This is a genomic window from Avibacterium endocarditidis (assembly GCF_002921145.1).
Taxonomy (GTDB): Bacteria; Pseudomonadota; Gammaproteobacteria; order Enterobacterales; family Pasteurellaceae; genus Avibacterium; species Avibacterium endocarditidis.
On sequence record NZ_PQVI01000001.1, the window covers coordinates 28,314 to 54,432 of the forward strand.

General features: G+C 41.0%; 19 protein-coding genes and 6 pseudogenes. 19 read left to right on the forward strand and 6 right to left on the reverse strand.

What is annotated here, in order from left to right; genetic code table 11:
* Positions 1-110: 110 nt before the first annotated feature.
* From C3Z13_RS00135 to C3Z13_RS00145, 3 genes are read left to right on the forward strand one after another with little or no spacing between them, the layout of a single operon-like run.
* Positions 111-1,361, forward strand: coding sequence for a sialidase domain-containing protein (locus C3Z13_RS00135; RefSeq protein ID WP_103854600.1), 1,251 nt, complete (start codon positions 111-113; stop codon positions 1,359-1,361).
* Positions 1,313-3,805: a sialidase family protein gene (locus C3Z13_RS00140; protein WP_181021971.1), complete on the forward strand. Its 2,493-nt coding sequence runs from the start codon at positions 1,313-1,315 to the stop codon at positions 3,803-3,805. The genes C3Z13_RS00135 and C3Z13_RS00140 overlap by 49 nt, the downstream gene beginning before the upstream one ends.
* On the forward strand, positions 3,787-5,064 hold the full coding sequence (locus tag C3Z13_RS00145; RefSeq protein ID WP_103854602.1) for an autotransporter domain-containing protein: 1,278 nt from the start codon (positions 3,787-3,789) through the stop codon (positions 5,062-5,064). The genes C3Z13_RS00140 and C3Z13_RS00145 overlap by 19 nt, the downstream gene beginning before the upstream one ends.
* A 28-nt stretch (positions 5,065-5,092) precedes the next feature.
* On the opposite strand, the gene C3Z13_RS00150 is transcribed toward C3Z13_RS00145, so the two are convergent.
* Together C3Z13_RS00150 and ppdD are read right to left on the reverse strand one after the other, a co-directional pair.
* Positions 5,093-6,526: a GspE/PulE family protein gene (locus C3Z13_RS00150; RefSeq protein WP_103854603.1), complete on the reverse strand. Its 1,434-nt coding sequence runs from the start codon at positions 6,524-6,526 to the stop codon at positions 5,093-5,095.
* A gap of 12 nt (positions 6,527-6,538) precedes the next feature.
* Complete coding sequence (ppdD, locus tag C3Z13_RS00155; protein ID WP_103854604.1) at positions 6,539-6,973, reverse strand: prepilin peptidase-dependent pilin; 435 nt, start codon at positions 6,971-6,973, stop codon at positions 6,539-6,541.
* Between the two features lie 141 nt (positions 6,974-7,114).
* Here ppdD and ampD point away from each other — a divergent pair, with 141 nt between their 5' ends.
* Entirely contained in the window at positions 7,115-7,669 is a 555-nt protein-coding gene (gene ampD, locus C3Z13_RS00160) for a 1,6-anhydro-N-acetylmuramyl-L-alanine amidase AmpD (RefSeq protein WP_103854611.1), read from the forward strand.
* 92 nt (positions 7,670-7,761) lie between these two features.
* On the opposite strand, the gene C3Z13_RS00165 is transcribed toward ampD, so the two are convergent.
* Positions 7,762-8,355: a cation diffusion facilitator family transporter gene (locus tag C3Z13_RS00165; protein ID WP_245872478.1), complete on the reverse strand. Its 594-nt coding sequence runs from the start codon at positions 8,353-8,355 to the stop codon at positions 7,762-7,764.
* Positions 8,356-9,042: 687 nt separating this feature from the next.
* Between C3Z13_RS00165 and rppH the strand changes: the two genes are divergently transcribed.
* From rppH to tadA, 5 genes and pseudogenes are all read left to right on the forward strand, one after another.
* On the forward strand, positions 9,043-9,660 hold the full coding sequence (gene rppH / locus C3Z13_RS00170; RefSeq protein ID WP_103854040.1) for an RNA pyrophosphohydrolase: 618 nt from the start codon (positions 9,043-9,045) through the stop codon (positions 9,658-9,660).
* On the forward strand, positions 9,660-10,451 hold the full coding sequence (locus C3Z13_RS00175; RefSeq protein WP_103854039.1) for a sulfite exporter TauE/SafE family protein: 792 nt from the start codon (positions 9,660-9,662) through the stop codon (positions 10,449-10,451). The genes rppH and C3Z13_RS00175 overlap by 1 nt, the downstream gene beginning before the upstream one ends.
* A gap of 9 nt (positions 10,452-10,460) precedes the next feature.
* Positions 10,461-11,256: pseudogene (lgt, locus tag C3Z13_RS00180) on the forward strand (prolipoprotein diacylglyceryl transferase).
* Positions 11,257-11,268: 12 nt separating this feature from the next.
* Positions 11,269-12,122 (forward strand): annotated as a pseudogene (locus C3Z13_RS00185) (thymidylate synthase).
* Positions 12,123-12,220: 98 nt separating this feature from the next.
* Positions 12,221-12,733: pseudogene (gene tadA / locus C3Z13_RS00190) on the forward strand (tRNA adenosine(34) deaminase TadA); the annotation flags it as partial.
* Between the two features lie 68 nt (positions 12,734-12,801).
* Here tadA and grpE read toward each other — a convergent pair.
* Complete coding sequence (gene grpE, locus C3Z13_RS00195; RefSeq protein WP_103854606.1) at positions 12,802-13,413, reverse strand: nucleotide exchange factor GrpE; 612 nt, start codon at positions 13,411-13,413, stop codon at positions 12,802-12,804.
* 159 nt (positions 13,414-13,572) lie between these two features.
* Between grpE and C3Z13_RS00200 the strand changes: the two genes are divergently transcribed.
* Together C3Z13_RS00200 and recN are read left to right on the forward strand one after the other, a co-directional pair.
* Entirely contained in the window at positions 13,573-14,490 is a 918-nt protein-coding gene (locus C3Z13_RS00200) for an NAD(+) kinase (protein WP_103854607.1), read from the forward strand.
* Positions 14,491-14,567: 77 nt separating this feature from the next.
* Positions 14,568-16,241: pseudogene (gene recN / locus C3Z13_RS00205) on the forward strand (DNA repair protein RecN).
* Positions 16,242-16,548: 307 nt separating this feature from the next.
* On the opposite strand, the gene plsB reads toward recN, so the two are convergent.
* The gene (gene plsB / locus C3Z13_RS00210; protein ID WP_103854608.1) at positions 16,549-18,981 is read right to left on the reverse strand and encodes a glycerol-3-phosphate 1-O-acyltransferase PlsB; all 2,433 of its coding nucleotides are present in this window, start codon (positions 18,979-18,981) and stop codon (positions 16,549-16,551) included.
* A 226-nt stretch (positions 18,982-19,207) separates the two neighbouring features.
* Between plsB and lexA the strand changes: the two genes are divergently transcribed.
* From lexA to C3Z13_RS00250, 8 genes and pseudogenes are all read left to right on the forward strand, one after another.
* Positions 19,208-19,843, forward strand: a complete 636-nt coding sequence (lexA, locus tag C3Z13_RS00215) for a transcriptional repressor LexA (protein WP_103854609.1) — start codon at positions 19,208-19,210, stop codon at positions 19,841-19,843.
* A 402-nt stretch (positions 19,844-20,245) separates the two neighbouring features.
* Positions 20,246-20,623, forward strand: coding sequence for a 30S ribosomal protein S6 (rpsF, locus tag C3Z13_RS00220; protein ID WP_103854031.1), 378 nt, complete (start codon positions 20,246-20,248; stop codon positions 20,621-20,623).
* Positions 20,610-20,936 carry a primosomal replication protein N gene (gene priB, locus C3Z13_RS00225; RefSeq protein WP_103854030.1) on the forward strand — a complete coding sequence of 109 codons (327 nt, stop codon included), beginning with the start codon at positions 20,610-20,612 and terminating at the stop codon, positions 20,934-20,936. The genes rpsF and priB overlap by 14 nt, the downstream gene beginning before the upstream one ends.
* A gap of 12 nt (positions 20,937-20,948) precedes the next feature.
* A complete protein-coding gene (rpsR, locus tag C3Z13_RS00230; RefSeq protein WP_035687245.1) occupies positions 20,949-21,173 on the forward strand; it encodes a 30S ribosomal protein S18 in 225 nt (74 codons plus the stop codon).
* A 17-nt stretch (positions 21,174-21,190) separates the two neighbouring features.
* On the forward strand, positions 21,191-21,640 hold the full coding sequence (gene rplI / locus C3Z13_RS00235) for a 50S ribosomal protein L9 (RefSeq protein WP_103854029.1): 450 nt from the start codon (positions 21,191-21,193) through the stop codon (positions 21,638-21,640).
* Positions 21,641-21,832: 192 nt separating this feature from the next.
* Positions 21,833-24,238: pseudogene (gene rnr, locus C3Z13_RS00240) on the forward strand (ribonuclease R).
* Positions 24,239-24,326: 88 nt separating this feature from the next.
* Entirely contained in the window at positions 24,327-25,067 is a 741-nt protein-coding gene (gene rlmB, locus C3Z13_RS00245; RefSeq protein ID WP_103854028.1) for a 23S rRNA (guanosine(2251)-2'-O)-methyltransferase RlmB, read from the forward strand.
* 2 nt (positions 25,068-25,069) lie between these two features.
* Complete coding sequence (locus C3Z13_RS00250; RefSeq protein WP_103854027.1) at positions 25,070-25,618, forward strand: DUF5358 domain-containing protein; 549 nt, start codon at positions 25,070-25,072, stop codon at positions 25,616-25,618.
* 361 nt (positions 25,619-25,979) lie between these two features.
* Here the strand turns inward: C3Z13_RS00250 and C3Z13_RS00255 are convergent.
* Positions 25,980-26,119: pseudogene (locus tag C3Z13_RS00255) on the reverse strand (methionine adenosyltransferase domain-containing protein); the annotation flags it as partial.

Here is a 26,119-nt window from a genome sequence, read left to right on the forward strand (position 1 = left end):
TTCTGTGAAGAACATCACGAAGTGAAATTATCATTATTTACTCCATTATAGAGCAAAAATATCATCAGCACTGAGATACTCCTAATTTCACATCAAACAAAGGATGCCCTATGAAAAAAACAGCATTGGCAGCTTTAATCTCCTCGTGTCTTATCAGCCAATATGCCATGGCGAGTAACGAAGGAATCTTAGATTTCAAATCAAATACCGAATTTTTCAAGCCACTTAATATCACTGAAACCTTCACTAAAAATGATGTTTTTAATTTAGAAAACGGTTCTTTAACTTTTGGCTTTAAAACCAATGGTGGTGATAATGTTTATTCTCTTTTAGGTGCTTCAACCCTAGGTGGACACACCAACCACTATATTAATTTCTATATGTTAAGGAAGCAAGGCACGGATACCTTTGGCTTAGAATTAAGAAATAAGAATAGCTATTTAATTAATAATTCAGCACTTACCGCAAATGTTGATAATCAAAATAAAGATTATCAAACCATTACCTATACGTTTGATAAAACAAATAACCAAATTAAAATTTATGTGAATGGCGAATTAAAACAAACACATAATAATTCTAAATTCTTCAAAGATATTGAGAACTTAAATATTGCTTATTTAGGAAAAACGCCAAGAAGCTCTGGCAATGAAATGCGTTTTAGTGGAAATATTTATTCGGCGGGAGTTACCGAACAAGTATTGTCAGAAGAAAAAATCAAAGCGCTACACCAAGAATTAGCGGAAACCTATCGCCGAAACGAAAGCGAGAATGCGGATAAACATCGCGCTTCAGGGGCAATGCTAACGGAAAAAGAATCGCTCTTTCAACCAAATCAAGATGGCGCAAAAAACTACCGTATTCCTTCCTTACTCACCACGCAAAACGGCGTTGTTATCGCCGCTATCGACAAGCGCTGGCAACATTCTGCTGACTGGGGAAATATTGATACCGCGATCCGCCGCAGTTTTGATGGTGGCTTAACTTGGCAAAAAAGCCAAACAGTGATTGATCTTGCCAGCCAATCTTATGGCAGTCAAAACTCTGCGTTCTTAATCGATCCCCTAATGGTGCAAGACAAACGCAATGGGCGTGTCTTTATGATTGTGGATATGTTCCCTGAAACGCAAGGTTTCTTTGGAATCAAAAATCAAAATGCCGAAGGTTCAGGTTATAAAAATATCGGTGGGAAATATTATCAATTATTAACTGACGAATATAATAATCGCTACACCATTCGTGAAAACGGCATTGTTTATAATGATAAAATAAACCAACAGATTATCGGGTTGTTATTAATGGTAATCCTGAATTGGCATTTAACGATCTCGGTGATTTATATCAAGGCGATACACGTTTAGGAAATATTTATTTACAAACGAAAAATCCAAATAATGATAGCGCCCCACTTAAATCAACCATCACCAGCAATTTATGGCTCACTTATAGTGATAATGACGGTGAAACTTGGTCTAACCCAGTCAACATTAACTCTCAAGTGAAAGCCGATTGGATGCGTTTTATGGGAACAGGCCCCGGAACAGGGATTCAGCTTAAAGACGGCTCTTTAGTGATGCCGGTTTACTACACCAATAACAATAATAAACAAGCAGCAGCGGTTATCATTAGCAAAGACGGTGGCAAAACTTGGGAACGCGGTGAATCACCAATTGATAGCAGATTTGCGGCACAAGGCGGATCACGTCTGCTTAACGGCACTTATGGCTATGAAATTACTGAATCCCAAGTAATTGAACTAGACAACGGACAATTAAAACTCTTTTCTCGCATAGCAAATCATAATCGCGTTCATATTTCCACTAGTTATGACGGTGGTTACACTTGGGAAAAAGACGTTATTTTAGATGACGTGTTACTAGAACCTTATTGCCAACTTTCAGTAATTAAATATTCCAAACGTATTAATGGCAAAGAACATATCCTCTTTGCTAATCCACATTCTAATAGACGCAGCAATGGTAAAGTGTGGCTTGGTGAAGTGCAAGAAGATGGTTCTATCGAATGGAAATATACCACTACGATTACACCAAATAATTACGCCTATAGCAGCTTAACTGAATTGCCAAATGGCGATATTGGCTTGCTTTATGAAGGGGCGGAAGGAAAAATTGATTTTGTTCGCTTAAATATTCAAGAGCTTGTATGGCAAGACAATATCTTACATCGTGATAAACGAAACACGCCATTTGAATATGATCGTAATAGCACCGTTGCTGAAACATTCTATAAAATTGGTGATGGGGAAATTATTAAAATCGGTGAAGGAGTAAACCCTGCCAAAATGGTGGTTAATGAAGGCACATTAGGTTTAAAACAGCAGGAAAAAGATGGTCAAGTTCAAGCCTATTCCGACATTATTGTAAACCCTGAGGGCACAGTAAAATTATATGGCGAAAACCAAATTAAAGCCGAAAATCTCAGCTTGAATAAAGGAACGTTTGACTTAAATGGCAATAATTTCACCATTGAAAATGGCGAGGATAAAGGGCTGCAAGCTGAAACAATTAACGGAAATATTATTAATAGCAATGCCACCAAAGCTAGCACGCTTAACTATTTGCAATCTGGGGTAAGAAAAATTAAGGGTGAAATGCTTGGCAATGATCAAGGTAAATTAAATTTTGCCTATAAACCGACCGCACTTAATAATAACCACTTAACCTTAGAAACAAATTCAACCTTAAACGAGCTTACCGTCAACCAAGGTGAAATAATTTACGCACCAGATACTTCCCATTTAACGCAAAATGCAAATTTAGCGAATAATGCCACATTAAGCATAAAAGATAACGTGATTGCGCGCTTTGATACCATTGCACTTGATGACACAAGCCAAATTAATGCGGATATTAGTGCCAACCAAACAAGCCGTTTATTTGCTGATACGCAAGGGCAAGGTAGTTTAAGCAAAAATGGAGAGGGGACACTATATTTAATTGGGCAATTCAATCACACAGGAAAAACCTTGTTAAATCAAGGGGTAACCATTTTAGAAGGGGAATTAAACCATTCGCCGTTATATATCAAAGAAAATGCGAGTTTAACGGGAAATGGGATCGTTCATTCACATACTTATTGGCAAGCCAATGCCCATATTGCACCAAATAATGCCCCGCACTTAAATCATACGGCAAACGGCAGCAAATCCAGAAATGCCAGTTTCCAACCTAAAACCCTATCCTTTGGGAATGTAACCAATGAGGGGGCGGATATTACATTAAATGTGGATAACGTTTCCGAAAATATGACAGAATGGCGTGCGGATCGCGTGCTGATTAATGGAGATTTAACCACCACCCAACCTATTCCGGTAAATATAAACTTACTCAATAGCCAGATCGGTAATTCCGATACTAATAAAAACGAACGCTACGATGCTGATGAGGGTATTTCACTCATTCAAGTGAAAGGCGAAACCAGTCGCATAGATGCGTTCAATTTGGCGAAAGCGGTTCATAATGATGAAAGCCATATTAATCGCTATGCCTTAGTTAGCGTTGAAAAAGGGGCAACTACGGCAAGTGAAAATAGTTTTGGTGAGAACAACAGCAATTTCAACGATTACCGCTTGCAAACCTTGCTAATTAATGAAGATGGTGAACCGTTATCACCAATTATTAAAGCTCCAACAACACCACCAAAAGAGGAAAGCCCTAAAGCTGATGACACAGCTGCCCCAATTCCACCAACCGCGAACACGACAGTAACCCTCCAGCAAACCAAGATGAAGGGAATACTGACAATAGCGGTGAAACTACCGCTCCTGTGGATAATGCAGTGGTAGCACCACCTTCAGATCAAAATGGAGGAAATGCCAATAACAGCACAGAAACCACGTCCCCTGTGGATAATGCAGTCGTAACACCACCTTCTGCTCAAAATGGAGGAAATGCCAATAACAGCACAGAAACCACGTCTCCAGTGGATAATGCTGTGGTAACACCACCTTCTGATCAAAATGGAGGAAATGCCAATAACAGCACAGAAACCACGTCTCCAGTGGATAATGTTGTGGTAGCCGCACCTGCTAATCCAAATACAGGGAATGTGGATAACAGCACGGAAACTGCTTCTCCAGCAGGTAATGCAACAGTTACGCCATTAGCAGGAAATGCAACAGCCGCAAGTGCTTCAACCTATCGCCCAGCATTAAATAGCCAAGTTCCAGCCTATTTGGTGACGAATTTAGCCTTGTTAGAACATAGTTATATGCAGGCTCAAACCTTTGCCCAAAACATTACGCAAGGCACGAAAAATTTCTATGTTTTACAACAACATCGTAAAGCCACTTATGATAGCAACCTTGGCTTTAGTGATTATGGCTATAGCTACAAATCCACCACGAATAGTACCTTATTTGGTGGTCGCCTTGATCTCAACGATAAACAGCGTCTTCACTTAGGGCTTGCTCTCAGCAAATTCTCGGTTGAACCAAAAACCACAGAAATTGAAGGCAGCAGCTCGGCAAAATATAAATCTGTAGGGGTATTATTCACATTAGAAAATCAACTGACCGAACAAAGCTATGTTAATCTCAGTGGAAACTATCAATATGTGCGCGGTAAAATTTCCACTTCACAACATAAAGATTTAGCCAAAGTGAGAGGCCATTCTTGGGGTATTGGTGCAGAAACAGGCTATCATTTCTTGCTAAATGAAGTCCGTTTAACGCCAATTATTGCGTTGCAATATCAAAGTAGCAAAGCCAATATTGAGGATCATACCTTCAGTTGGAATATCAATAATGATCGACAATATATTTTCACTCAACAAATTGGGGGTGAAATTGCATGGAAATCATTGAAATTCCGTACAATGTATGAACACAATACAGGAAATACCCCTGTCTTAACTCTCAATGATGGAACAACTCAGCAATACAAAACGGGTAAATTAGGCAACGCCTTATTATTCTCTGCCAGCGCAGGTTATGATATTACGCCAAACCTAAACATCAGCGTCCAAATTAGCCATAGAAAATCCCTTTCTGACTATGGACTAAAACAAACTTACTTTGCGGGTAAATTAGAATACCGTTTCTAATCAACTCACCTTTGAAGTGGGAGAGAATTTATTTTTCTCCCACTTTTTGTTCACTCTCCATCAATTTCCCTAGCACTCTTTCTACTTCAGCGAAATCGGTTATTCCTTGCTTTACCTTTTCCAATCCGCTTTCTCGTAAGGAAGCATAATCCGTTTGATAGGAAATTTCCCCATTATTAAAGTGCGGTTGTAAAAATTGATAAATTCCGCAACGCCCTTTATAACCTTGATAACAATCACAATTTTCGGTGTGATGCGTACAAATTTTGCGCACTAAACGCTGGGCGATAACGAGCAGCAAACTGCTTTCAATTTCATGCTGTTGGATACCGAGCTGCAATAAGCGAGAAATTGCTGAATGAGCATTATTGGTATGCAGCGTAGAAAGCACTAAATGCCCTGTTTGTGCTGCACGCAAAGCAATCGCTGCACTTTCTGCATCTCGAATTTCGCCAAGCATAATGATGTCAGGATCTTGGCGTAAAAATGTGCGTAACAATCGGTTAAAATCTAGCCCAATTTGTGGATTAATTTGCGTTTGGATAATGCCCGGCAGTTCTATTTCAATGGGATCTTCGGCGGTGAGAATATGCTTTTCCGACTGATTCAACCATTCAAGTGCGGTGTAAAGGGTAATACTTTTTCCGCTTCCTGTTGGGCCTGTAACTAAAATCAAGCCTTGAGGCTGTGAAAGGGTTTGCTGCAAAGCCTTTTGCTGCGCTGCGTTCATTCCCAACTGTGAAAACGCTAAGCTGACAGGCTTGTTTTTCTGCAAACGTAACACCGCTTTTTCGCCATACTGGGTGGGCAAGGTGGAAAGGCGAAAATCTAACACATCAGAAAAGGTGGTTTTAAAATGAAAACGTCCATCTTGTGGCAAACGTGTTTCGCTTATATCAAGGCGAGCGAGCAATTTTAAGCGAGAAATTAAGCGCTGACTAATTTGCGTGGATAATGGCGTCTGGCACTGCAATACGCCATCAATACGAAAGCGGATTTGCAACTGCTCGCGCTGCGGCTCTAAATGAATATCTGAGGCATTCAGTTGCAACGCCTTTTCAAAAAGCCGATCTAAGAGTTGAATAACGGGTTCATCGGCTTTTTCTTGCACATTTTCCGTTTTAATCTGCTCAGCGGGGCGATAAAAATCGGGTACAGCAGGTTCTTCTGCAACATTTGGCGCAAGGCTTTGCAAGAGCAATTTCAAATCTTGTCCTTGCAACAACACAGGTTCAACCACTTTTCCAGTTAAAAAAGAAAAGGTTTCGCAAGCAGAAAGATTATTCAAATCATCAATGCCTAACCAAAGCGTTTGGGCATTTTCTTGCAATGGCACAGCAAAATAGCGAATTAGCAGGGCTTTTTGCTGTTGGTTTTGCTGCCATAAGTGCGGTGGAATTTCAAAAAATTTTCCATCTACCGCACAAACCGTCATTTGCGGCTGTAACGCATATTCCGCCATTGTTTATCCCCATCAGCCACAAAATCCCGCTGGGAATAATTCAGCAGATTTATCGCATTTTACCGTCCAAGTAACCCCTTTAGCAGCATCACCACTTGCGCTTAAAGAATAACTTATCCCCGCCAAGTTATCTCTGCCTGTAACGGTAATTTTCCCTTTTTGCACATCAATCGAACCCACTTTGCCCTTATTGGTTAATTTTTTCTGAATACCGTTTGTTCCCGCATTACATTTGTTGGTTGAGTTTGTGTTATACACACAAAGTTCCACTTCAGAACGATAAGGGCTTGCAGCTTGAATAAGCTCTGAAATTGCCGCTTTTTTCGTATAGTTTTGATAAGCCGGCACGGCGATTGTTGCCAAAATTGCCACAATGGCGATTACAATCATTAATTCAATTAACGTAAAACCCTCTTGATTCTTCAAACGAGTAGAAAATCTGTTCATAAGCTGTCCTTGTTGATTTCTCTTAACATTAATTTTCGATAGAATACGGGCAATGAATAACCCGTGCGAATAAGTGTGGCGCAAATTAAAATAAAGCCAAAAAGCACCGCACTTTTTCTCGATCACGATCGCAAAAAAACTATGAAATCGACATTTTCCATTGAGCAATCAGGCTGGTTGGCAAAACAAAAACATTGCCCCTCGCCCCACTATGATTTACGCCCCGATCCGCAAGATATTTCGTTGCTCGTCATTCATTACATCAGTCTTCCCCCCGAACAATTTGGCGGAAATTTTATTGATGCCTTTTTCCAAGGATGCTTAGATCCAAGCCAGCACCCTTATTTTGAAGAAATCAAAGATCTCCGCGTATCAGCGCATTGCCTGATTAATCGTGAGGGAAAAATTACGCAATATGTCAGCTTCAATGATCGTGCTTGGCACGCGGGCATATCCAGCTTTCAAGGACGTGAAAAATGTAATGACTTCGCGATTGGCATTGAATTAGAAGGCAGCAACAATCAGCCATTCACCGAACAGCAATATACGGCGCTGACCAAACTCACACAAAGTATAATGCAGCGCTATCCCAAAATTCGTAAAGATCGCATTGTGGGGCATAGCGACATTTCCCCCGACAGAAAAATCGACCCCGGGCAATATTTCGATTGGGAAAAATATTTAAACAGCCTATAAACACAAGTGTGCGGTGGAAATTGGAAATTTTGTGAATGAATTTTTCCACCGCACTTTGTTTTCATCAAATTTCTATTCTATTGACATTTAGCTTAATGAGAATGCCCTAAATGCTGCCCCGCTATTGTGGCTTTCATTATACTCACCCCACTGCGCAAAATAAACACACTTAAAATGGCGCTGGCGACAATATCTATCCACTGAATTTGCCACAGCCACGCGCTTAGCCCTGCAATGATCGCAATAACAGAGCCAAATAAATCAGCTAGAACGTGTAAATAGGCGGCGCGAATATTTAGGTTTTCGTGATCACTTTTTAGCATTAACCACGCCACAATCATATTGACCAACAACCCTACTATTGCTACGGCTAGCATTGGTAAGGCATTAATGGGTAAAGGATTTTGCCAGCGTTCAATGGCTTCCCATAAAATCCAAATCGCCACAATAATTAAAGAAATCGCATTGAGTAGAGCAAAATATTTCTGTGTTTTATGGCTGAAAAACAGGGCGACAAAGGCAAGTAATAAAGAGAGGCTATCATTTGCCATATGGCCTGCGTCCGCCATTAGGGTTAGGCTGTTGAAATAATAACCGCCGAGAAATTCGATCACCATATAAGCGGTGATAATGGCGAAGCTGAAGGCTAAAATGCGTTGATTTTGTGAGCCGTGATCGTGGTGCATAAATGATCCTAAATAAAAATTTGCCATAGTATAGGTTTAACTGGTGGTAAAGGTCAAGTTTTGGGGCTAGTTTTATAAAAAATGCGAGAAAAAAGCACCGCACTTTGATCTTCGATTAATTAATAACCAGTCCTTTTTGAGCCTTTAATTCACAATGCGAAAATGCTTTTTTATTTCGCTATCTTTTTGATTTTTAATGGTTTTATTCTTTTTTCTCATTGTGCTTATGGCAAACTCAGCATTTAATTCCCACCTATTCTGTATAAAACCACAATTTTATCCACAGAAATGCTGAATAACTCACAGTTTGGCAATAAAAGTGCGGTGAAAATCCTGATAAAAATACAGTATGATTTTTTTCTAAACGGTAATTGGAGTAAAAAACTGCGATCTTGGATCTTGATTTTAGATCTTAATGATAAGCAAGGATCTATTTTAACTTATTTTAAAATAACGGATTTTTTATCCTTATACACAAATAATTTAATTTTATTCCCGCACTTTTCACAATGTTATGCACAGTGTTGTGATTTTTATTCAATTTATTAACAGGTAGGAAGATTTTATCAAGTTAAATTCTGATAGAAAACCGCCTTAAAAGCGTGTTTGCGGGTTGTTAAAACCTTGAGTTTGTGAAACAATTCACCAATTCAGAATTTAAAATTTTTAAAACTAAGGTGAACGATAGTGATCGATTTCGATGGCTACCGTCCGAATGTGGGAATTGTCATTTGTAACCGTAAAGGTCAGGTTTTGTGGGCGAAGCGCTATGGGCAAAACTCGTGGCAGTTTCCGCAAGGCGGCATAAACGATAATGAAACGGCTGAGCAGGCGATGTATCGTGAGCTTTTTGAAGAAGTGGGTTTAACCCGTAAAGATGTTAAATTGCTTTATGTTTCAAAACAATGGCTGCGCTATAAACTTCCTAAACGCTTATTACGCTACGACAGCAAACCAATGTGTATCGGACAAAAACAGCGTTGGTTCTTATTGCAATTAGTTTCGGACGAAAAAGATATTAATATGCAAACCACCAAATCGCCAGAATTTGATGGCTGGCGTTGGGTGAGTTTTTGGTATCCTGTGCGTCAGGTTGTGCCTTTCAAAAAAGAAGTGTACCGCAAGGCAATGAAGGAATTTGCGGCGGTATTATTTAATGGGAAAAATCAGCCAAATTCCTATTCTCAAGAACAGAAGTCTTCGCCAGCCCATTCTGCAACAAATACGGCGAACAAGCATTCTGGTAAAAAATATTCATCAGGCAAATTCCATAAACGTTCATTTCATCGAACAAGGGGGGCATAATGCTGAGCTTTTTTCTTATTTGTTTAATTGTCGGCTGTGTGGTCGGCTTTTTAGCGGGCTTATTTGGCATTGGCGGCGGGCTGATTATCGTTCCCGTGTTGGTTTATTTATTGCCAATGGTTGATGTGCCTAGCGAACTTTTGATGTCCACGGCATTGGGAACCTCTTTCGCCACTATCGTGGTAACCGGATTTTCTTCGGCGCAACGTCATCACAAGCTCGGCAATATTGTTTGGCCAGCGGTAAAAGTGCTTGCCCCTGTAATTATGGTGACCACCTTTATTTCAGGGCTTTTTGTCGGCAATTTAGATAAAAGCGTATCAAGCAAATTATTTGCCTGTTTAGTAGTGTATCTTGCGGTGAAAATGTTGCTTTCGATTAAACCAAAAGAAGTGAAAAAAGCGCTCACCACCACCTCTTCTGTGATTGGTGGAATTTTGATTGGGATAGCTTCCAGCATTGCGGGCATTGGCGGTGGTGGTTTTATTGTGCCGTTTTTGAATGGGCGTGGTATTGAAATGAAAAAAGCCATCGGCTCATCAGCATTTTGTGGAATGTTGCTTGGCCTTTCAGGAATGCTGAGCTTTATTGTGGGCGGCTGGGGACAAGCAAATATGCCAAGTTATTCATTAGGTTATGTGTATTTACCTGCTGTGGTGGGGATTACGGCAACCTCATTTTTTACTTCAAAACTTGGGGCTAGCACCACAGATAAATTGCCGGTGAAAACCCTCAAACGTTATTTTGCCGTGCTATTGATCTGCATTGCGATCAATATGCTTATGAAATAAAGGAACTATATGACTTCACAATTTTTAACTTTTCCCCAATTTGATCCTGTGATTTTCCAACTTGGCCCTGTTGCCTTGCGTTGGTATGGATTAATGTATTTAATCGGCTTTGTGTTTGCGCGCTGGCTTGCGGTTCGCCGTGCTAACCGCCCAAATAGCGGCTGGACAACGGAACAAGTGGATAGCCTATTATTTAACGGTTTTCTTGGTGTATTTCTTGGTGGACGCATCGGTTATGTGATGTTCTACCAGTTCGATTATTTCTTGCAAGATCCAATGTATTTATTCCGCGTGTGGGAAGGGGGAATGTCTTTCCACGGCGGCTTAATTGGCGTGATTTTGGCAATGTTTATCACCGCAAAATTACAACACCGCGGCTTTTGGGCGACGGCAGATTTTGTTGCGCCACTTATTCCTTTTGGCTTAGGAATGGGGCGTATTGGTAACTTTATTAATGATGAGCTTTGGGGGCGTGTAACAGACGTGCCTTGGGCGGTATTATTCCCTTCTGGCGGTTATTTACCGCGCCACCCTTCGCAACTTTACGAAGCGGTGTTAGAGGGCTTGGTGTTATTTATTATCCTTAATCTGTTTAATCAAAAACCCACGTCCAGCAGGTTCTGTGGCAGGATTATTTTTAGTCGTCTACGGCACATTCCGCTTTATTATTGAATATTTCCGTGAGCCTGATGCGCAACTCGGCTTATTCTTCCAACAGCACATTTCAATGGGGCAAATTCTCTCATTGCCAATGATTTTACTCGGTGCGCTAATTATGCTGATGGCTAGTGCGGTGAAAAAATAAGGGAAATTTACAATGCGTCAATATTTAGATTTATGTCAAAACATCATTGATAACGGCACTTGGGTGGAAAATGAGCGAACAGGAAAACGCTGTTTAACCCTGATTAACGCCGATCTTACCTACAATGTGGCGGACAATGAATTTCCGCTAATCACCACGCGAAAAAGCTATTGGAAAGCGGCCATTGCGGAATTTTTAGGCTACATTCGTGGCTACGACAACGCCGCAGATTTCCGCCAGCTTGGCACAAAAACGTGGGACGCCAACGCCAATGAAAATCAGGCTTGGTTGAATAATCCACACCGCAAAGGCACAGACGATATGGGGCGTGTTTACGGCGTACAAGGGCGCGCTTGGCGTAAACCTAACGGCGAAACCCTCGACCAATTGCGTAAGGTAGTGAATGATTTAACCAAAGGGCTAGACGATCGTGGCGAAATTATCACGTTTTATAATCCGGGCGAAATTGAACTCGGCTGTTTGCGTCCTTGTATGCACACACACACCTTTTCTTTGCTTGGTGATACGCTCTATTTAACCAGCTATCAGCGTTCTTGCGATGTGCCACTTGGGTTGAATTTTAATCAAATTCAAGTATTTACTTTCTTAGCATTAAATGGCGGCAGATTACAGGGAAAAAAGCAGGAATGGCGTATCATAAAATCGTCAATGCACATATTTATGAAGATCAGCTTGAGCTTATGCAAAATGTTCAACTCAAGCGTGAACCATTGCCACTACCGAAGTTAGAAATTAATCCTGACATCAAAACCCTTGAAGATCTGGAAACTTGGGTAACAATGGACGATTTCAAAGTGATTGGCTATGAATCTCACCCTGCGATTAAATATCCTTTCTCGGTGTAGGATCAAAATAGCAAAATGAAAAAATTGCGCCAAAAAGCACCGCACTTTATTTTCCCAATCAGCCAATATATGGCTGATTTTTCATACTTTTTCAGTGCATAAGGAAAACAAAAGTGCGGTCGGATTTTGATGAAAAAATGATGCGCTATGCCCTAAGTCTTGCCGATAAAGCCGAAGCCTTAGGGGAAATTCCTGTGGGCGCTGTGCTAGTTGATGATGCAGGAAAGATTGTGGCAGAGGGTTGGAATTTATCCATTATTCAGCACGATCCCACCGCGCACGCCGAAATTGTGGCATTGCGCCAAGCAGGGCAAGCGCAACAAAACTACCGCCTACTCAACACCACGCTATACGTTACCCTTGAACCTTGCACAATGTGCGCAGGGGCGATTTTACATAGCCGAATCAAACGGTTAGTGTTCGGGGCTTATGATCTAAAAACAGGGGCGGTGGGTTCGCGTTTTCACTTTTTTGATGATTATAAAATGAACCACAGCCTTGAAATTACAGGCGGCGTACTGCAAGAAGAATGTAGCCAAAAACTCAGTACTTTCTTTCAAAAACGGCGTGAACAGAAAAAGCAAGAAAAACTCGCGCAGAAAAATATCAACGAAAATTTAGACGAAAAAAATAGGCGATACACTCGCCTATTTTATTTGTTTATTATGATGACCTTTTATTACGCCGCCACCATCACCATTGCAGGGCGAATCACTCTGCCGTTTAGCAAATAACCTTTTTGTAATACCGTGGTGATTTGATTGCTTGCGAAGCCTTCTGTCGGCTGCATTGAAATGGCTTGGTGTAAATCTGGGTTGAAAGTTTCGCCCACTTCACCCACGGCTTCTACGCCAAAACGCGCAACCGTTGCCAATAAACCTTTTAAGGTTAATTCAACACCGTCTAACACGCCTTTTAAGCTCTCGTCTTCCGTGCTAACTGGGGTTGCTAGCGCACGCTCTAGGTTATCAATGGTTTCAAGCAGATCTTTAGCAAATTTTTCTAAGGCAAATTTATGCGCTTTTTCCACATCTTGCTCAGCACGGCGGCGGATATTATCCATTTCCGCACGGCTGCGTAACAAAATGTCTTGCTCTTTTTTTGCTGTTTCAGCGAGCTGTTCTTCAAGCTCTTGCACGCGGGCAATGGCTTCTTCTAAAGCATCTCCTTCAAGATTTTCAGCGTTTTCCTGCTGCTCAGCGGCTTCTTGTGCCTTCTCTGCTTGTTCCACTCTTTCCATTTGTTCTTGATCTAATTCGTTTTTTTCTACTTGTTGTTCTTGTTCTGACATTGTTTTCTCCATCTGTTCAAAAGTTTGCGTTATTGTAACAAAAAACATAAAAATTGACAGTTGCTAAACTTGGCTAGCCACTGACACAGTTTATGTGTAATATAGCCCCTAATTTCTTGAATTCAAGTGCGGTCTGTTTTTCGCATAAAAATAAATATTATGTCCACAACTCATTTAATCGACAACAAAACCTTGCATAATTCTTTCCATACCATTGGATTGGTAGGGCGTCCACGCAATGATGTGAATTTGCAAGTGCACAAAAATTTATTTCAATGGCTGTCCGAAAAAGGCTATCAAGTGCTAGTGGAAAAGGGAGTTGGTGAGCGTTTAGATTTACCAGCACAACATCTTGCAGGGTTAGATGAAATTGGTCGCTTAGCTCAGTTAGCGATTGTTATCGGTGGTGATGGCAATATGCTTGGACGAGCAAGAATCTTAGCGAAATATGATATTGCATTAATTGGTATTAACCGTGGCAATTTAGGTTTTCTCACGGATATTGATCCGAAAAATGCTTATGCACAGCTGGAAGCCTGTTTAGATCGTGGCGAATTTTTCGTGGAAGAACGCTTTCTTTTAGAAACCGCGATTGAACGCGAAGGGCAAATTATTGCCACCAGCAATGCGGTAAATGAAGCGGTGATTCACCCTGCCAAAATTGCCCATATGATCGATTTCCACGTTTATATTGATGATAAGCTGGCATTTTCACAGCGCTCTGACGGCCTGATTATTTCCACCCCAACAGGTTCAACGGCTTATTCCCTTTCTGCTGGTGGCCCTATTCTTACCCCACAATTAAACGCCATTGCCCTTGTGCCAATGTTTCCGCACACCCTTTCTTCTCGCCCGTTGGTTATTGACGGCGAAAGTAAGATTTCCATTCGCTTTGCCGATTACAACACGCCGCAATTAGAAGTGGGTTGCGACAGCCAAGTTGCTCTGCCATTTACCCCTGATGATGTGGTACATATTTATAAAAGCAAACATAAACTGCGTTTATTGCACTTGAAAAATTATAATTATTACAATGTGTTAAGCACGAAATTAGGCTGGTTGAGAAATTCTGCATAAAAAATTTACACAAAACGCTTTACTGTATATAAAAACAGTTATAAACTGATATCTATACAGTTAAACGGGAGTGTATTATGCTTACTCAACTTACGATTAATAATTTTGCCATTGTTCATCATCTTGATATTGAATTAGCACAGGGAATGTCCGTCATCACGGGTGAAACGGGTGCGGGAAAATCCATTGCCATTGACGCTCTTGGCGTGTGTTTAGGGCAACGTACCGAAAGTGCGATGCTGCGTGAGGGGCAAAACCGTGCGGATATTTGTGCCACATTCCACATTGTGCCAAACAGCCCTGCGGATAAATGGCTCAAAGCCCAAGAATTGCAAGATGAAGATAATCCAGAAAACTGTATTTTACGCCGTGTGATAAGCGCAGATGGGCGCTCCAAAGGCTTTATTAATAGTATTCCTGTTTCTGCCAGCCAGCTTAAAGAGCTGGGCCAGTTTTTAATCCAAGTGAACGGACAACATTCCTCACAACGTTTACTAAAAAATGACTATCAACTCACTTTATTGGATCACTATTGCGCTCATAATGATCTCCTTACCAAAGTGCAAAAGCACTATCGCCAATGGAGAGATCTACAACAACAAGTGGCAAACTTCCAACAAAAATGCGCAGAAAATGAAGCGAAAAACAACTTTTGCAATATCAGGTAGAAGAACTTGATGAGTTTAATTTACAAGAAAATGAATTTGCAGAATTAGAAGAAGAATACAACCGCCTTGCCAACAGTGAAGAGCTTACCGCCCTTTCTCAATCCGTGCTAAATTTATTAAGTGAAAATGATGAGCTAAACGTGGATAGTCTGCTCTATCGTGCGGTGCAAAATTTAGAAGAATTACACGCACTTGATCCACACTACAACGATGCACTCACAATGTTGCAAGAAGCGCTGATTCAAGTGCAAGAAGCCAGCTCTGAGATCCAACATCTATCTAGCAATATTGAACCTGATCCTTATCGCTTACAAGAAGTAGAAAGCCGAATGAGTCAAGCTCTTCAACTTGCGCGTAAGCACAATGTAAAAGCCGAAGAATTGGTTGCGTTACATCGATCCTTAAGACAGGAACTCGATCAGCTGGTAGATTTTGCGGATAGCGAAGATGCGCTCATTGAACAGGAAAAACAAGCTTATGCACAGCTGTTAGAAAATGCGCAAGCTTTGAGTGCAAGCCGTCAAAAAGGGGCGGAAAAGCTCTCAACGCAAGTTACCAAAGGGATTAAACAACTGGCAATGGAAAATGCTGAATTTTCTATTTGCGTGGAACAAGCGGAAAATAAACTGACCGCTCAGGGAATGGATCAAGTGCAATTTATTTTGCAAGCGAATCTTGGACAATCTGCTCAACCTTTGGCAAAAGTAGCATCGGGTGGTGAGCTTTCTCGTATCGCGTTAGTGTTACAGGTGCTAACCTCTGATAAATCCGCCATTCCAACGCTTATTTTTGACGAAATTGATGTAGGTATCAGTGGCGCAACTGCAAGCGTAGTAGGGAAATTATTACGCAAGTTAGGGCAAAAATGCCAAGTTATCTGCGTTACCCATTTACCACAAGTGGCCTGCTTGTGGTCATCAGCATTTTCTGTAGAAAACAAACCATTGACGGAAAAACTGAAACAAAAATGACCGCACTTTCTCAGCAACAGCGTGTAAAAGCTTTAGCAAAATTACTGGTTCAACCAAGGTTACCGAAAGCGCCTTAGCCAATGCGGAAGAAATGCTCAGTTTAATTGCATAGCTTTATGGAAAGAGCCCTAGCAAACAGCTAGGGTTTCTTATTGTGTGTTGTTAAGATGATTGAGATACAAATTGCTCAATTTCTTCCATTTTTTCACCGCACTTTTTCCACCTCTCTTTGTTCCACTGAATTTTTTAATAGTGAACCTGATTTCAGTATAAATCATCGGTGAAAACTTTTCTCTGCGTTTCTTGATCACCTTAGCAATCTGATTGCCACCTAAAATAGATACTACATTTCAAAATACAAAAAAACCTTAGCTATTTGCTAAGGTTTTTTACTTATTTGGAAATATTAAATCACAACATTAATCAATTTCTTCTGTTTTTTCCACCGCACTTTTAATCGTGAGTCGAACTTCAGTAGAAATCATTTGCGCAAGAATTTCGCTGAGTTCGTCAAGTAACGCTTCGTTCACTTGGTTATTCTCATCAAAATAACCATATTGTTTTAGGTTACCCACAAACGCAGAAAACACCGCTTTATCAAAAAACTCTGGCGCATTAATGCCGTGTAACACAGATAAACGTTGCGCCACCGATTGACTTTCTTTTTCCAATGTCGCACGGGAAATGGTTGGAGCATTTTGTAGAATGCTCACAGTGATGTAATAACGCTGTAAAATTTCTCTCACGCCCGATGACCAAAGTTGCAACATTCTGACTTGCGGTTTATGAATTGCGAGCAAATTCTCATTGCACTGAATAATATTTTGTCGTTGCAATTCTTGAATAATATTTTCGACACGCTCTTTTAATTCATCATCGCTAAAATGTAAGAATAATTCACCGCGCAAGAATGGATAAATTTTTTCAACAGCCTCCAACACAAGATCTTTTTGGATTGCACCATAATGCAACACAATGCTTGCCACTAAAGAAGGCAAAGCGAATAAATGCTGAATATTGTTGCGGTAATAGGTCATCAACACCGCAGAATTACGCTCTAAGCGAATAATTTCGCCAAAATTATCTTTTTCAACCAGAACGCCCACACGATCAAGGTTTAAAACGTGATCGAGCATTTCTTCTGGCGTTTCGCTTGGCACAATCACATCATCAGAATAAGGCACATTCTGCAAAAATTGCTGATAACTTGCTAACTGCTCTAATAACTGTTTACGCGTCAAGGCACGCTGGCGAGAGGACAACAATGCCGTCCCCGTTAAATTCATCGCATTAACCGCTGCGGCATTATTAATATTCACCATAACTTGGTTTGAAACGGAATCAACCGCTTTATTAAACCATTGTGAACGCTCATCTTCTGAATGCGGTTCTTTCCACTCTGGGAAATGTTGGTTCAAATAACTGCTTAGTACAATCGGCTCTCCAAAGTTCACATAGCCTTTACCTAAATTACGCAATTTTTTAATTACGCGTAACACTAGCCCCGCATTTTCTTTCTCTTTTGCCGCTCCACGCAATTCTTTAGCGTAAGTGTCCACTTCTAAAACGTGCTCATAGCCCACATAGACAGGCACGACAGAAATTGGGCGCGTTTGGCGTTGCTGTAAGGCTTGTAAGGTCATTGACATCATCCCTGTTTTTGGCGCAAGTAAACGCCCGGTACGAGAGCGGCCACCTTCAATGAAATATTCAACTGAATAGCCTCGATGGAATAATTCTGCTAAATATTCGCGGAAAATGGTGGAATAAAGGCGATTTCCTTTAAAGGTACGACGGATGAAAAACGCCCCGCCACGACGAAACATTGCGCCAACAGGCCAAAAGTTCAGATTAATTCCTGCCGCGATATGGGGAGGAACTAAGCCTTGATGATATAACACATAAGAAAGCAATAAGTAGTCGATATGACTGCGATGGCAAGGCACATAAACAATTTCGTGGCCCTCTAGGGCTAGTTTGCGCACTCGGTCGGCGTGTTGCACATCAATACCTTGATAAAGTTTATTCCATAACCAACGTAAGAAACGATCCGCTACACGCAAGCCCTCATAGCTCACATTTGCAGCGATTTCATCTAAGATTTTATAGGCTTCTTTTTGCGCTTTTTCGAGAGGGATTTTCTTGCTTTTTGCGTCATCCTCAATGGCTTTTAAAATAGCGGGTGATTGTAATAATTTGTTAAACATCGCTTGGCGGTTAGGCAGGCGAGGGCCGGTGGCAGAAATGCGTTGTCTGGAAAAATGGATTTTGGCAACACGTGCTAATTTGGCAGCAATTTTTTTATCTGAACCGTGTTCATTAACCATATAACGCAGAGAAACTGCTTGCGAAAAACGCACAAAGGTATCACGGCCAAACCAAATAGCTGCGGCAAATTTTTGAATTCCATTTAATAAACGTAAATTTGGCAAGCCTGCTTTATTTTCGTGACCAGGCGAACGTCCCCATAATACCGAAACAGGAATAAGCTGGACATCAAGATCCGCTAAAGTGCGGTGTAATTCGAGATATTTATTAAAAATAGTAATAGTTTCTTGCTTTGCCCCTTTAGATTTAAAAAATCGTCTCCCTTCATCTAAAAACACAAAGCGAGGCAATGAAATACCATTGATTTCATTTTTTTCAAATGGATCGGGCAAGCCAACACTTAAACAGTTTTTACGAAAAATCACCAGATCCGTTTGCGAGGTATAAGGCAATACATAGACCATTGGTTGATGGATATTTAGTGATAATTCTTCAATAGGATTATGAGGAATCGGATTATTTTTTACTAAAATAGAAAGTGGTAATTCCAATAATTTTCGATATAAATTGAGCACACTTATCATATAAATTCCATACTTTATTTACTCAGATAAAAAGTAGCGGCATTTTACCACAAAACTTTGGCATTTTTTTTCAATTTACGCGGATATAAGTTGATTTAGCGCTAAAATTTCGCGTAAATCTAACAAAATCAAACAAATCCCGTTAATAAAAAAAAAAGAAGATTGCAACAATTTCATTTCTGTATATAATGTCAGTTAATATGTATATAAAAACAGGGGAATAATAATGACAATGATGAAAGCCCTCACCGCCCGTCAACAAGAAGTTTATGAACTATTGAAACGCCATTTGGAAAGCACTGGAATGCCACCAACAAGGGCGGAGATTTCTCGAGAGCTAGGATTTCGCTCACCCAATGCGGCAGAAGAACATCTTAAAGCCCTTGCACGAAAAGGCGTAATTGAAATTATCCCAGGGGCATCGCGTGGTATCCGATTACTTGCAGAAGAGAATGAGGAAGAAGAATTTGATGGCTTGCCACTTATTGGCCGTGTCGCCGCTGGTGAACCGATTTTAGCGGAACAACATATTGAAGGCACTTATAAAGTGGATGCCAATATGTTTAAACCTCAAGCGGATTTTTTACTTAAAGTGTATGGTCAATCAATGAAAGACATTGGCATTTTAGATGGCGATCTTTTAGCTGTACATAGCACTAAAGATGTAAGAAATGGACAAGTGATTGTCGCCAGAATTGAAGATGAAGTTACAGTAAAACGCCTTGAACGCAAAGGCTCGATTGTTTATCTTCACGCTGAAAACGAAGAATTTGAGCCGATTGTGGTTGATCTTGCTGAAACAGAACAATTTGAAATTGAAGGCATTGCGGTGGGGATCATTCGTAATAATGCGTGGATGTAACTCATTTATTTGCTCTTTAAAAAATTCAAAAAATTGCACCGCACTTTGGTTATAAATACAAGTGGTTACAAAGCTAGCGATGAGGTGACGAGAGCCTGAGTTTTACAAGCTATCTTTGAATTGTATGCTCATTGAATTTACTGAATGAGTTCCATAGTGCGGTTGTTTTTTGTGAAATTTTTTGAGTAATTTTGAGTAAACTGATGCTTTTTACATATATTAAAAGTGTGCAATTTGAAACTCAAAATTTCCTTATAAAATAACATAATTTCCCCTTGTGCTTTTTCGTTAATCCTGTATAATCGCACGCCTTACAGCTACATCATCATTTTCGTTCCTTGCTTCCGCAAGATTGGTAGCTGGTCTTACAGTCGGAGGCTGATTAACCCGTAAGGAGCAGTAATGCGTCACTACGAAATCGTGTTTATGGTTCATCCGGACCAAAGCGAACAAGTACCAGCGATGATTGAGCGCTATACCAATTCTATTAAAGAAGCGGGCGGTCAAATCCATCGTTTAGAAGATTGGGGTCGCCGTCAATTAGCTTACCCAATCAACAAATTACACAAAGCACACTATGTGCTAATGAATGTAGAAGCGCCTCAAGAAGTCATCGACGAGCTAGAAACAACTTTCCGTTACAACGACGCAGTTCTTCGTAACGCAATTATTCGTACTAAGCACGCCGTAACAGAAGCGTCCCCAATGGTTAAAGCACGCGAAGAGCGTAAACCTTTAGCTGAAGTTGAAAACAACGATTTTGAGGATGCTGAAGAGTAATTCAAAGATTGATAATCGCTTCTCATTAATTGGTCAAGTCAGCGACTTTCCCAAACGAAGCAAAAGCCCTAACGGAATTGAACACTGCCGTTTTTATTTAGAGCATCGTTCTGAACAACAAGAGGCAGGATTACCCCGTCAAGCGTGGTGTAAAATCGCAGTTCAAGTTAGTGGCAATCAGTTAATTGCAAAAACTCAAAGCATTACGGTCGGCAGTAATTTATTGATTGTGGGGTTTATCACTTCGCACAAATCTGCAAATGGTTTAAGTCAATTAGTATTACACGCCGAGCAAATCGAATTTATAGATTAGGAGACTAGCCAAATGGCACGTTATTTCCGTCGTCGTAAGTTCTGCCGCTTTACAGCGGAAAACGTTCAAGAAATCGATTACAAAGATATCGCAACGTTAAAGAACTATATTTCAGAGAGCGGCAAAATTGTTCCAAGCCGTATTACCGGTACTCGTGCGAAGTATCAACGTCAATTAGCTCGTGCAATCAAACGCGCGCGTTTCTTAGCGTTACTTCCATACACTGATAATCAGTAATTAAGGAGAATACGGTAATGCAAGTAATTCTTTTAGATAAAGTTGTTCACCTTGGTAATGTAGGTGATCAAGTTAATGTTAAATCTGGTTATGCACGTAACTTCTTAATCCCACAAGGGAAAGCAGTTATGGCAACTAAAGCTAACATTGAATATTTTGAAGCACGTCGTGCAGAATTAGAAGAAAAAGCAGCGAAAGCACTTGTGGCAGCAATGGATCGCGCAGAGCGTCTTGAAGCCCTTGAGTCTGTAACCATCGCAAGTAAAGCGGGTGATGAAGGCCGTTTATTCGGTTCTATCGGTACTCGTGATATTGCTGATGCAATCACAGCTCGTGGTGTTGAAGTAGCGAAAAGCGAAGTTCGTTTACCAAACGGTTTAATCCGTACTACTGGTGAACACGAAGTTCGTTTCCAACTTCACGGTGAAGTATTCGCAAACTTACGTCTTATCGTAGTTGCTGAATAATCACAGCTTTTTATAAGATAAAAAAACCCAGCGCGCGCTGGGTTTTTGTTTGTGGCGATATTTTATATTCTTACTATTTACAAATAAAAACGATAAAAAGCACTTTGCCTAAAATATCCCCAATTCTTTCCTTGCTTTCCCCTTCCTGCAATGTCAAACTTACAGCAATCTATGCCTTATAAGGAAATCATTATGGCTAAAAAAATAACAAAAAAAAACCACCGCACTTTCCGATCCAAATTATCAGCAGGAATTAAAGAAATATAGCAACCCTGTGCCAAGTCGTGAGTTTATTCTCAATATTATTCGTGATCATAATGCGCCAATGTCAAAAGAAGAATTATATGCCGTTTTGGCAATTCACGATGAAGAGCGCCAAGAAGCAATGCGCCGTCGTTTACGCGCGATGGAAAATGAAGGGCAACTTGTTTTTACCAAACGTAAACGCTATGCCTTACCAGAAAAATTAGACTTAATCAAAGGAATGGTGATTGGGCATAAAGAAGGCTACGGCTTTTTACAAGTAGACGGTGCAAAGCAAGATTTATTCATTCCCAATGGACAAATGAAGCAAGTTACGCACGGCGATTATGTTCTTGCGCAGCCAAGCGGTTTTGATCGCAAAGGGCGTCAAGAAGTGCGCATCGTGCGTTTACTTGAAGGACGCAAAAAGCATATTGTGGGCCGTTTCTTTTTAGAAGAAGGGATTGGCTATGTTGTGCCTGATGACAGCCGAATCAATCGTGATATTTTGATCCCCAATGAATATCGCCATGGCGCACGAATGGGGCAAGTTGTGGTGGTGGAACTCAAACCGCGCACCGCAATGTTTACCCGCCCAGTGGGAATGATTATTGAAGTGTTAGGCGAAAATATGGCAAAAGGAATGGAAACCGAAATCGCCATTCGCAATCACGATATTCCGCACGTTTTCCCAAGTGCGGTGCAAAAACAAGTCAAAAAACTCACCGAAGAAGTGCCTGAAGCGGCAAAAAAAGGGCGGGTGGATTTACGCCAACTTCCTTTAGTCACCATTGATGGTGAAGATGCGCGAGATTTTGATGATGCGGTGTATTGTCAGCGCACAGAAAAAGGCGGCTGGAAACTTTGGGTTGCCATTGCCGATGTGAGCTACTATGTTCGCCTGCGCACGGCACTAGATAACGAAGCCTATAATCGCGGGAACTCGGTGTATTTCCCAAATCGCGTTGTGCCAATGTTGCCAGAAGTGCTATCTAACGGCTTGTGTTCGCTCAATCCACAGGTCGATCGTTTATGTATGGTGTGTGAACTCAGTATTTCACCAAAAGGCAAAATGACCGATTACCGCTTTTACGAAGCCGTGATGAATTCTCACGCGCGTTTAACCTACACCAAAGTGGCACGCATTTTGGAAGGTGATGAAGAATTGCAACAGCGCTATGAATCCCTTGTTCCCCATTTGCAAGAATTACACCATCTTTATCAAGCCTTGGTAAAATCTCGCCAACAACGTGGCGCGATTGATTTTGAAACCATCGAAAGCAAATTTGTGTTTAATGAAATGGGCCGCATTGAACGCATTGAGCCAGTGGTGCGCAATGATGCCCATAAAATCATTGAAGAATGTATGATTTTAGCCAACATTGCCGCGGCGAATTTTATGGAAACCCACAATGAACCTGCGTTATATCGTATTCACGCAGGGCCAAGTGAAGAAAAACTCAGTGCTTTCCGTGCTTATCTCGCAGAGCAAGGGTTAAGTCTAGGCGGTGGTGCAAAGCCAACCACCGAAGATTACGCCAAATTACTGGCACAAGTGAAAGAGCGCCCTGATCACGAGCTTATCCAAACCATGTTGCTACGCTCTCTCAGCCAAGCGATTTATTCCCCAGATAATATTGGGCATTTTGGCTTAGCACTAGAGCAATATGCGCATTTCACTTCACCAATTCGCCGCTATCCCGATTTAACATTACATCGTGGAATTAAATACTTATTGGCTAAATTGCAAGGTTCAAAACGCAAAACCACAGATTCAGGCGGCTATCATTATTCCTTTGATGAAATGGATAACCTAGGCGAACATTGCTCAATGACCGAACGCCGCGCCGATGACGCGACTCGCGAAGTGGCAGACTGGCTCAAATGTGAATATATGCAAGATCACGTAGGCGAAGAATTTACGGGCGTAATTTCCGCCGTAACAGGATTCGGCTTATTTGTCCGTTTAGATGATTTGTTCATTGATGGGCTTGTGCATATTTCAACTTTGGATAACGATTATTACCAATTTGATGTAAACCGCCAGCAATTAATCGGTGAAAACAGCGGACGGATTTATCGTTTAGGCGATAAAGTGGAAGTGCGCGTAGAAGCCGTTAGCCTTGAACAGCGCCAAGTGGATTTCTCACTCATCAGAACTGAACGCAAGCCACGGCGCGAAGGCAAAACCGCCAAGGATAAAGCGAAAAAAGGCTTCCGCTATGCTGAAAGTGCGAAAAAACAAAAAGGGAAATACCCGCCACTAAATCAACGAAAAAAGCGAAAAACAAAAGTGCGGTGAAAAAATCAGAAATTTCTGCTAAGAAAAATAAACGTAAATCGCACCGCACTTAATTAAATACACTTGCGAAAAACTGGCGGAAGGACGGCAAACAAGCGTATAATTCCGCCTAATTTTATGTATCAATGTTAAAGGATAACAATGTCTGAAAATATTTATGGAATCCACGCGGTTAGTGCGTTTTTGGCAAATGCACCTGAACGATTAATTGAAGTTTATGTGCTAAAAGGACGTGAGGATAAACGCTTACAGCCTGTTCTCAATACGCTTTATCAGCTTGGCATTTCCGTGCAATTCCTTAACCGCGAAACGCTGGATAAAAAAGCCAACGGCGAAGTACATCAAGGGATCATCGCCCGCGTGCAACCTGCCAAAGAATTAAATGAAAATGATCTGGATCGTATTTTACGCGATCAGCAAAATCCCCTTGTATTGGTGCTAGATGGCGTAACCGATCCGCATAATCTGGGAGCCTGTTTGCGTACTGCTGATGCAGCAGGCGTGTGTGCAGTGATCGTGCCAAAAGATAAATCAGCACAGCTCAATGCCACCGCACGCAAAGTGGCTTGTGGGGCGGCAGAAGTGGTGCCATTGATTCGTGTAACCAATTTAGCCCGCACCCTAAGAGAGTTACAACAGCATTATAATATGTGGGTGGTTGGCACCGCAGGGGAAGCAACGGAAACCTTATACCAAAGCAAATTAACGGGGGCGCTTGCGTTAGTAATGGGTGCAGAAGGGGACGGAATGCGCCGCTTAACCCGCGAAACTTGCGATCAGTTGGTGAGTATTCCAATGGCGGGATCGGTTTCTTCCCTGAATGTGTCGGTTGCGACGGGCGTGTGTTTATTTGAAATTGCTAGACAGCGCTTGGCAGGCTAACAATGAAAAAATTCGTTCTCACTTTTTTTATGAGTTTAGTTGCGGCGTGCAGTTGGCATAGTGCTACAACACCTATTCCAGCTCAATTTGCTGGGGCAGATTATGTGTTATCCGATAAAGATGCACAGCGTTGGGTTTCAGCAAGTCGCCAAGCGGAACAATGTATTTACCCCAATTTAACTCGCATTCAGCAAGCGCATTTTAGTAAAGAAGATGCTTATATCCACGCGCAATATGTGTTCTTCTATCCATTAGAAAACATTATCGGTGAAGAGTACCTCAAAATCATTCAAGATGATGAAAAATCAATGGGATATGCACAATACCAATTCAAAAAATTCAAACAAACCGAATTTGAACCTTTAACTCAGGCTGAATGTAATGTGCTACGCCTTAAAGCTCGCGATGATTTAGCCGTGGTGAAAGGGCAATATAAAAGTGGTATGGCAGAGGTTAGCAAAGAAGACAGCAAAGCAAGCAACGGCGTTGCCACTAATGATAATAAATTCTTCTTTGATATTATTAAATGGGGGGCTACCCTACTGCTATAAAAATCACAAAAATTTGCACAGTAGAAAAAAGGGTCATTTTTTAAACGATTAGTTGTTTTTTCAGAGCCTAAATCCCTGCTTTTCATAAGTAAAAAGATAATTTTGATAGCATTTCAGATTTGCATAAGCCCTCAAACATAACGATGTTATAGGGATAATAACTTTCAATGGTAGTACGTGCATTTATATCCTGAACCACCATCTAAATGCTTGAACTTGATCAATTTGCTTAATATCTTGTACTATAAGGCTTTCAGCCACTTTTTAACAACAATTTTTCAACTATGCTATTACCTGTCTAAGCAAATGAAAAACGCCATTACAACATATTGCAATAGCGCTTTTTTCAAACTCACTTAGTTTATTTCACCCCAGCTGCTGCTCTTAATTCTGGCGGTCGGTTTTTTCCCAAGGGAATTGTTCGCGTCCAAAGTGGCCGTAAGCGGCGGTTTGGCGGTAGATTGGCTGAATAAGATCAAGCATTTTGATCAAGCCGTAAGG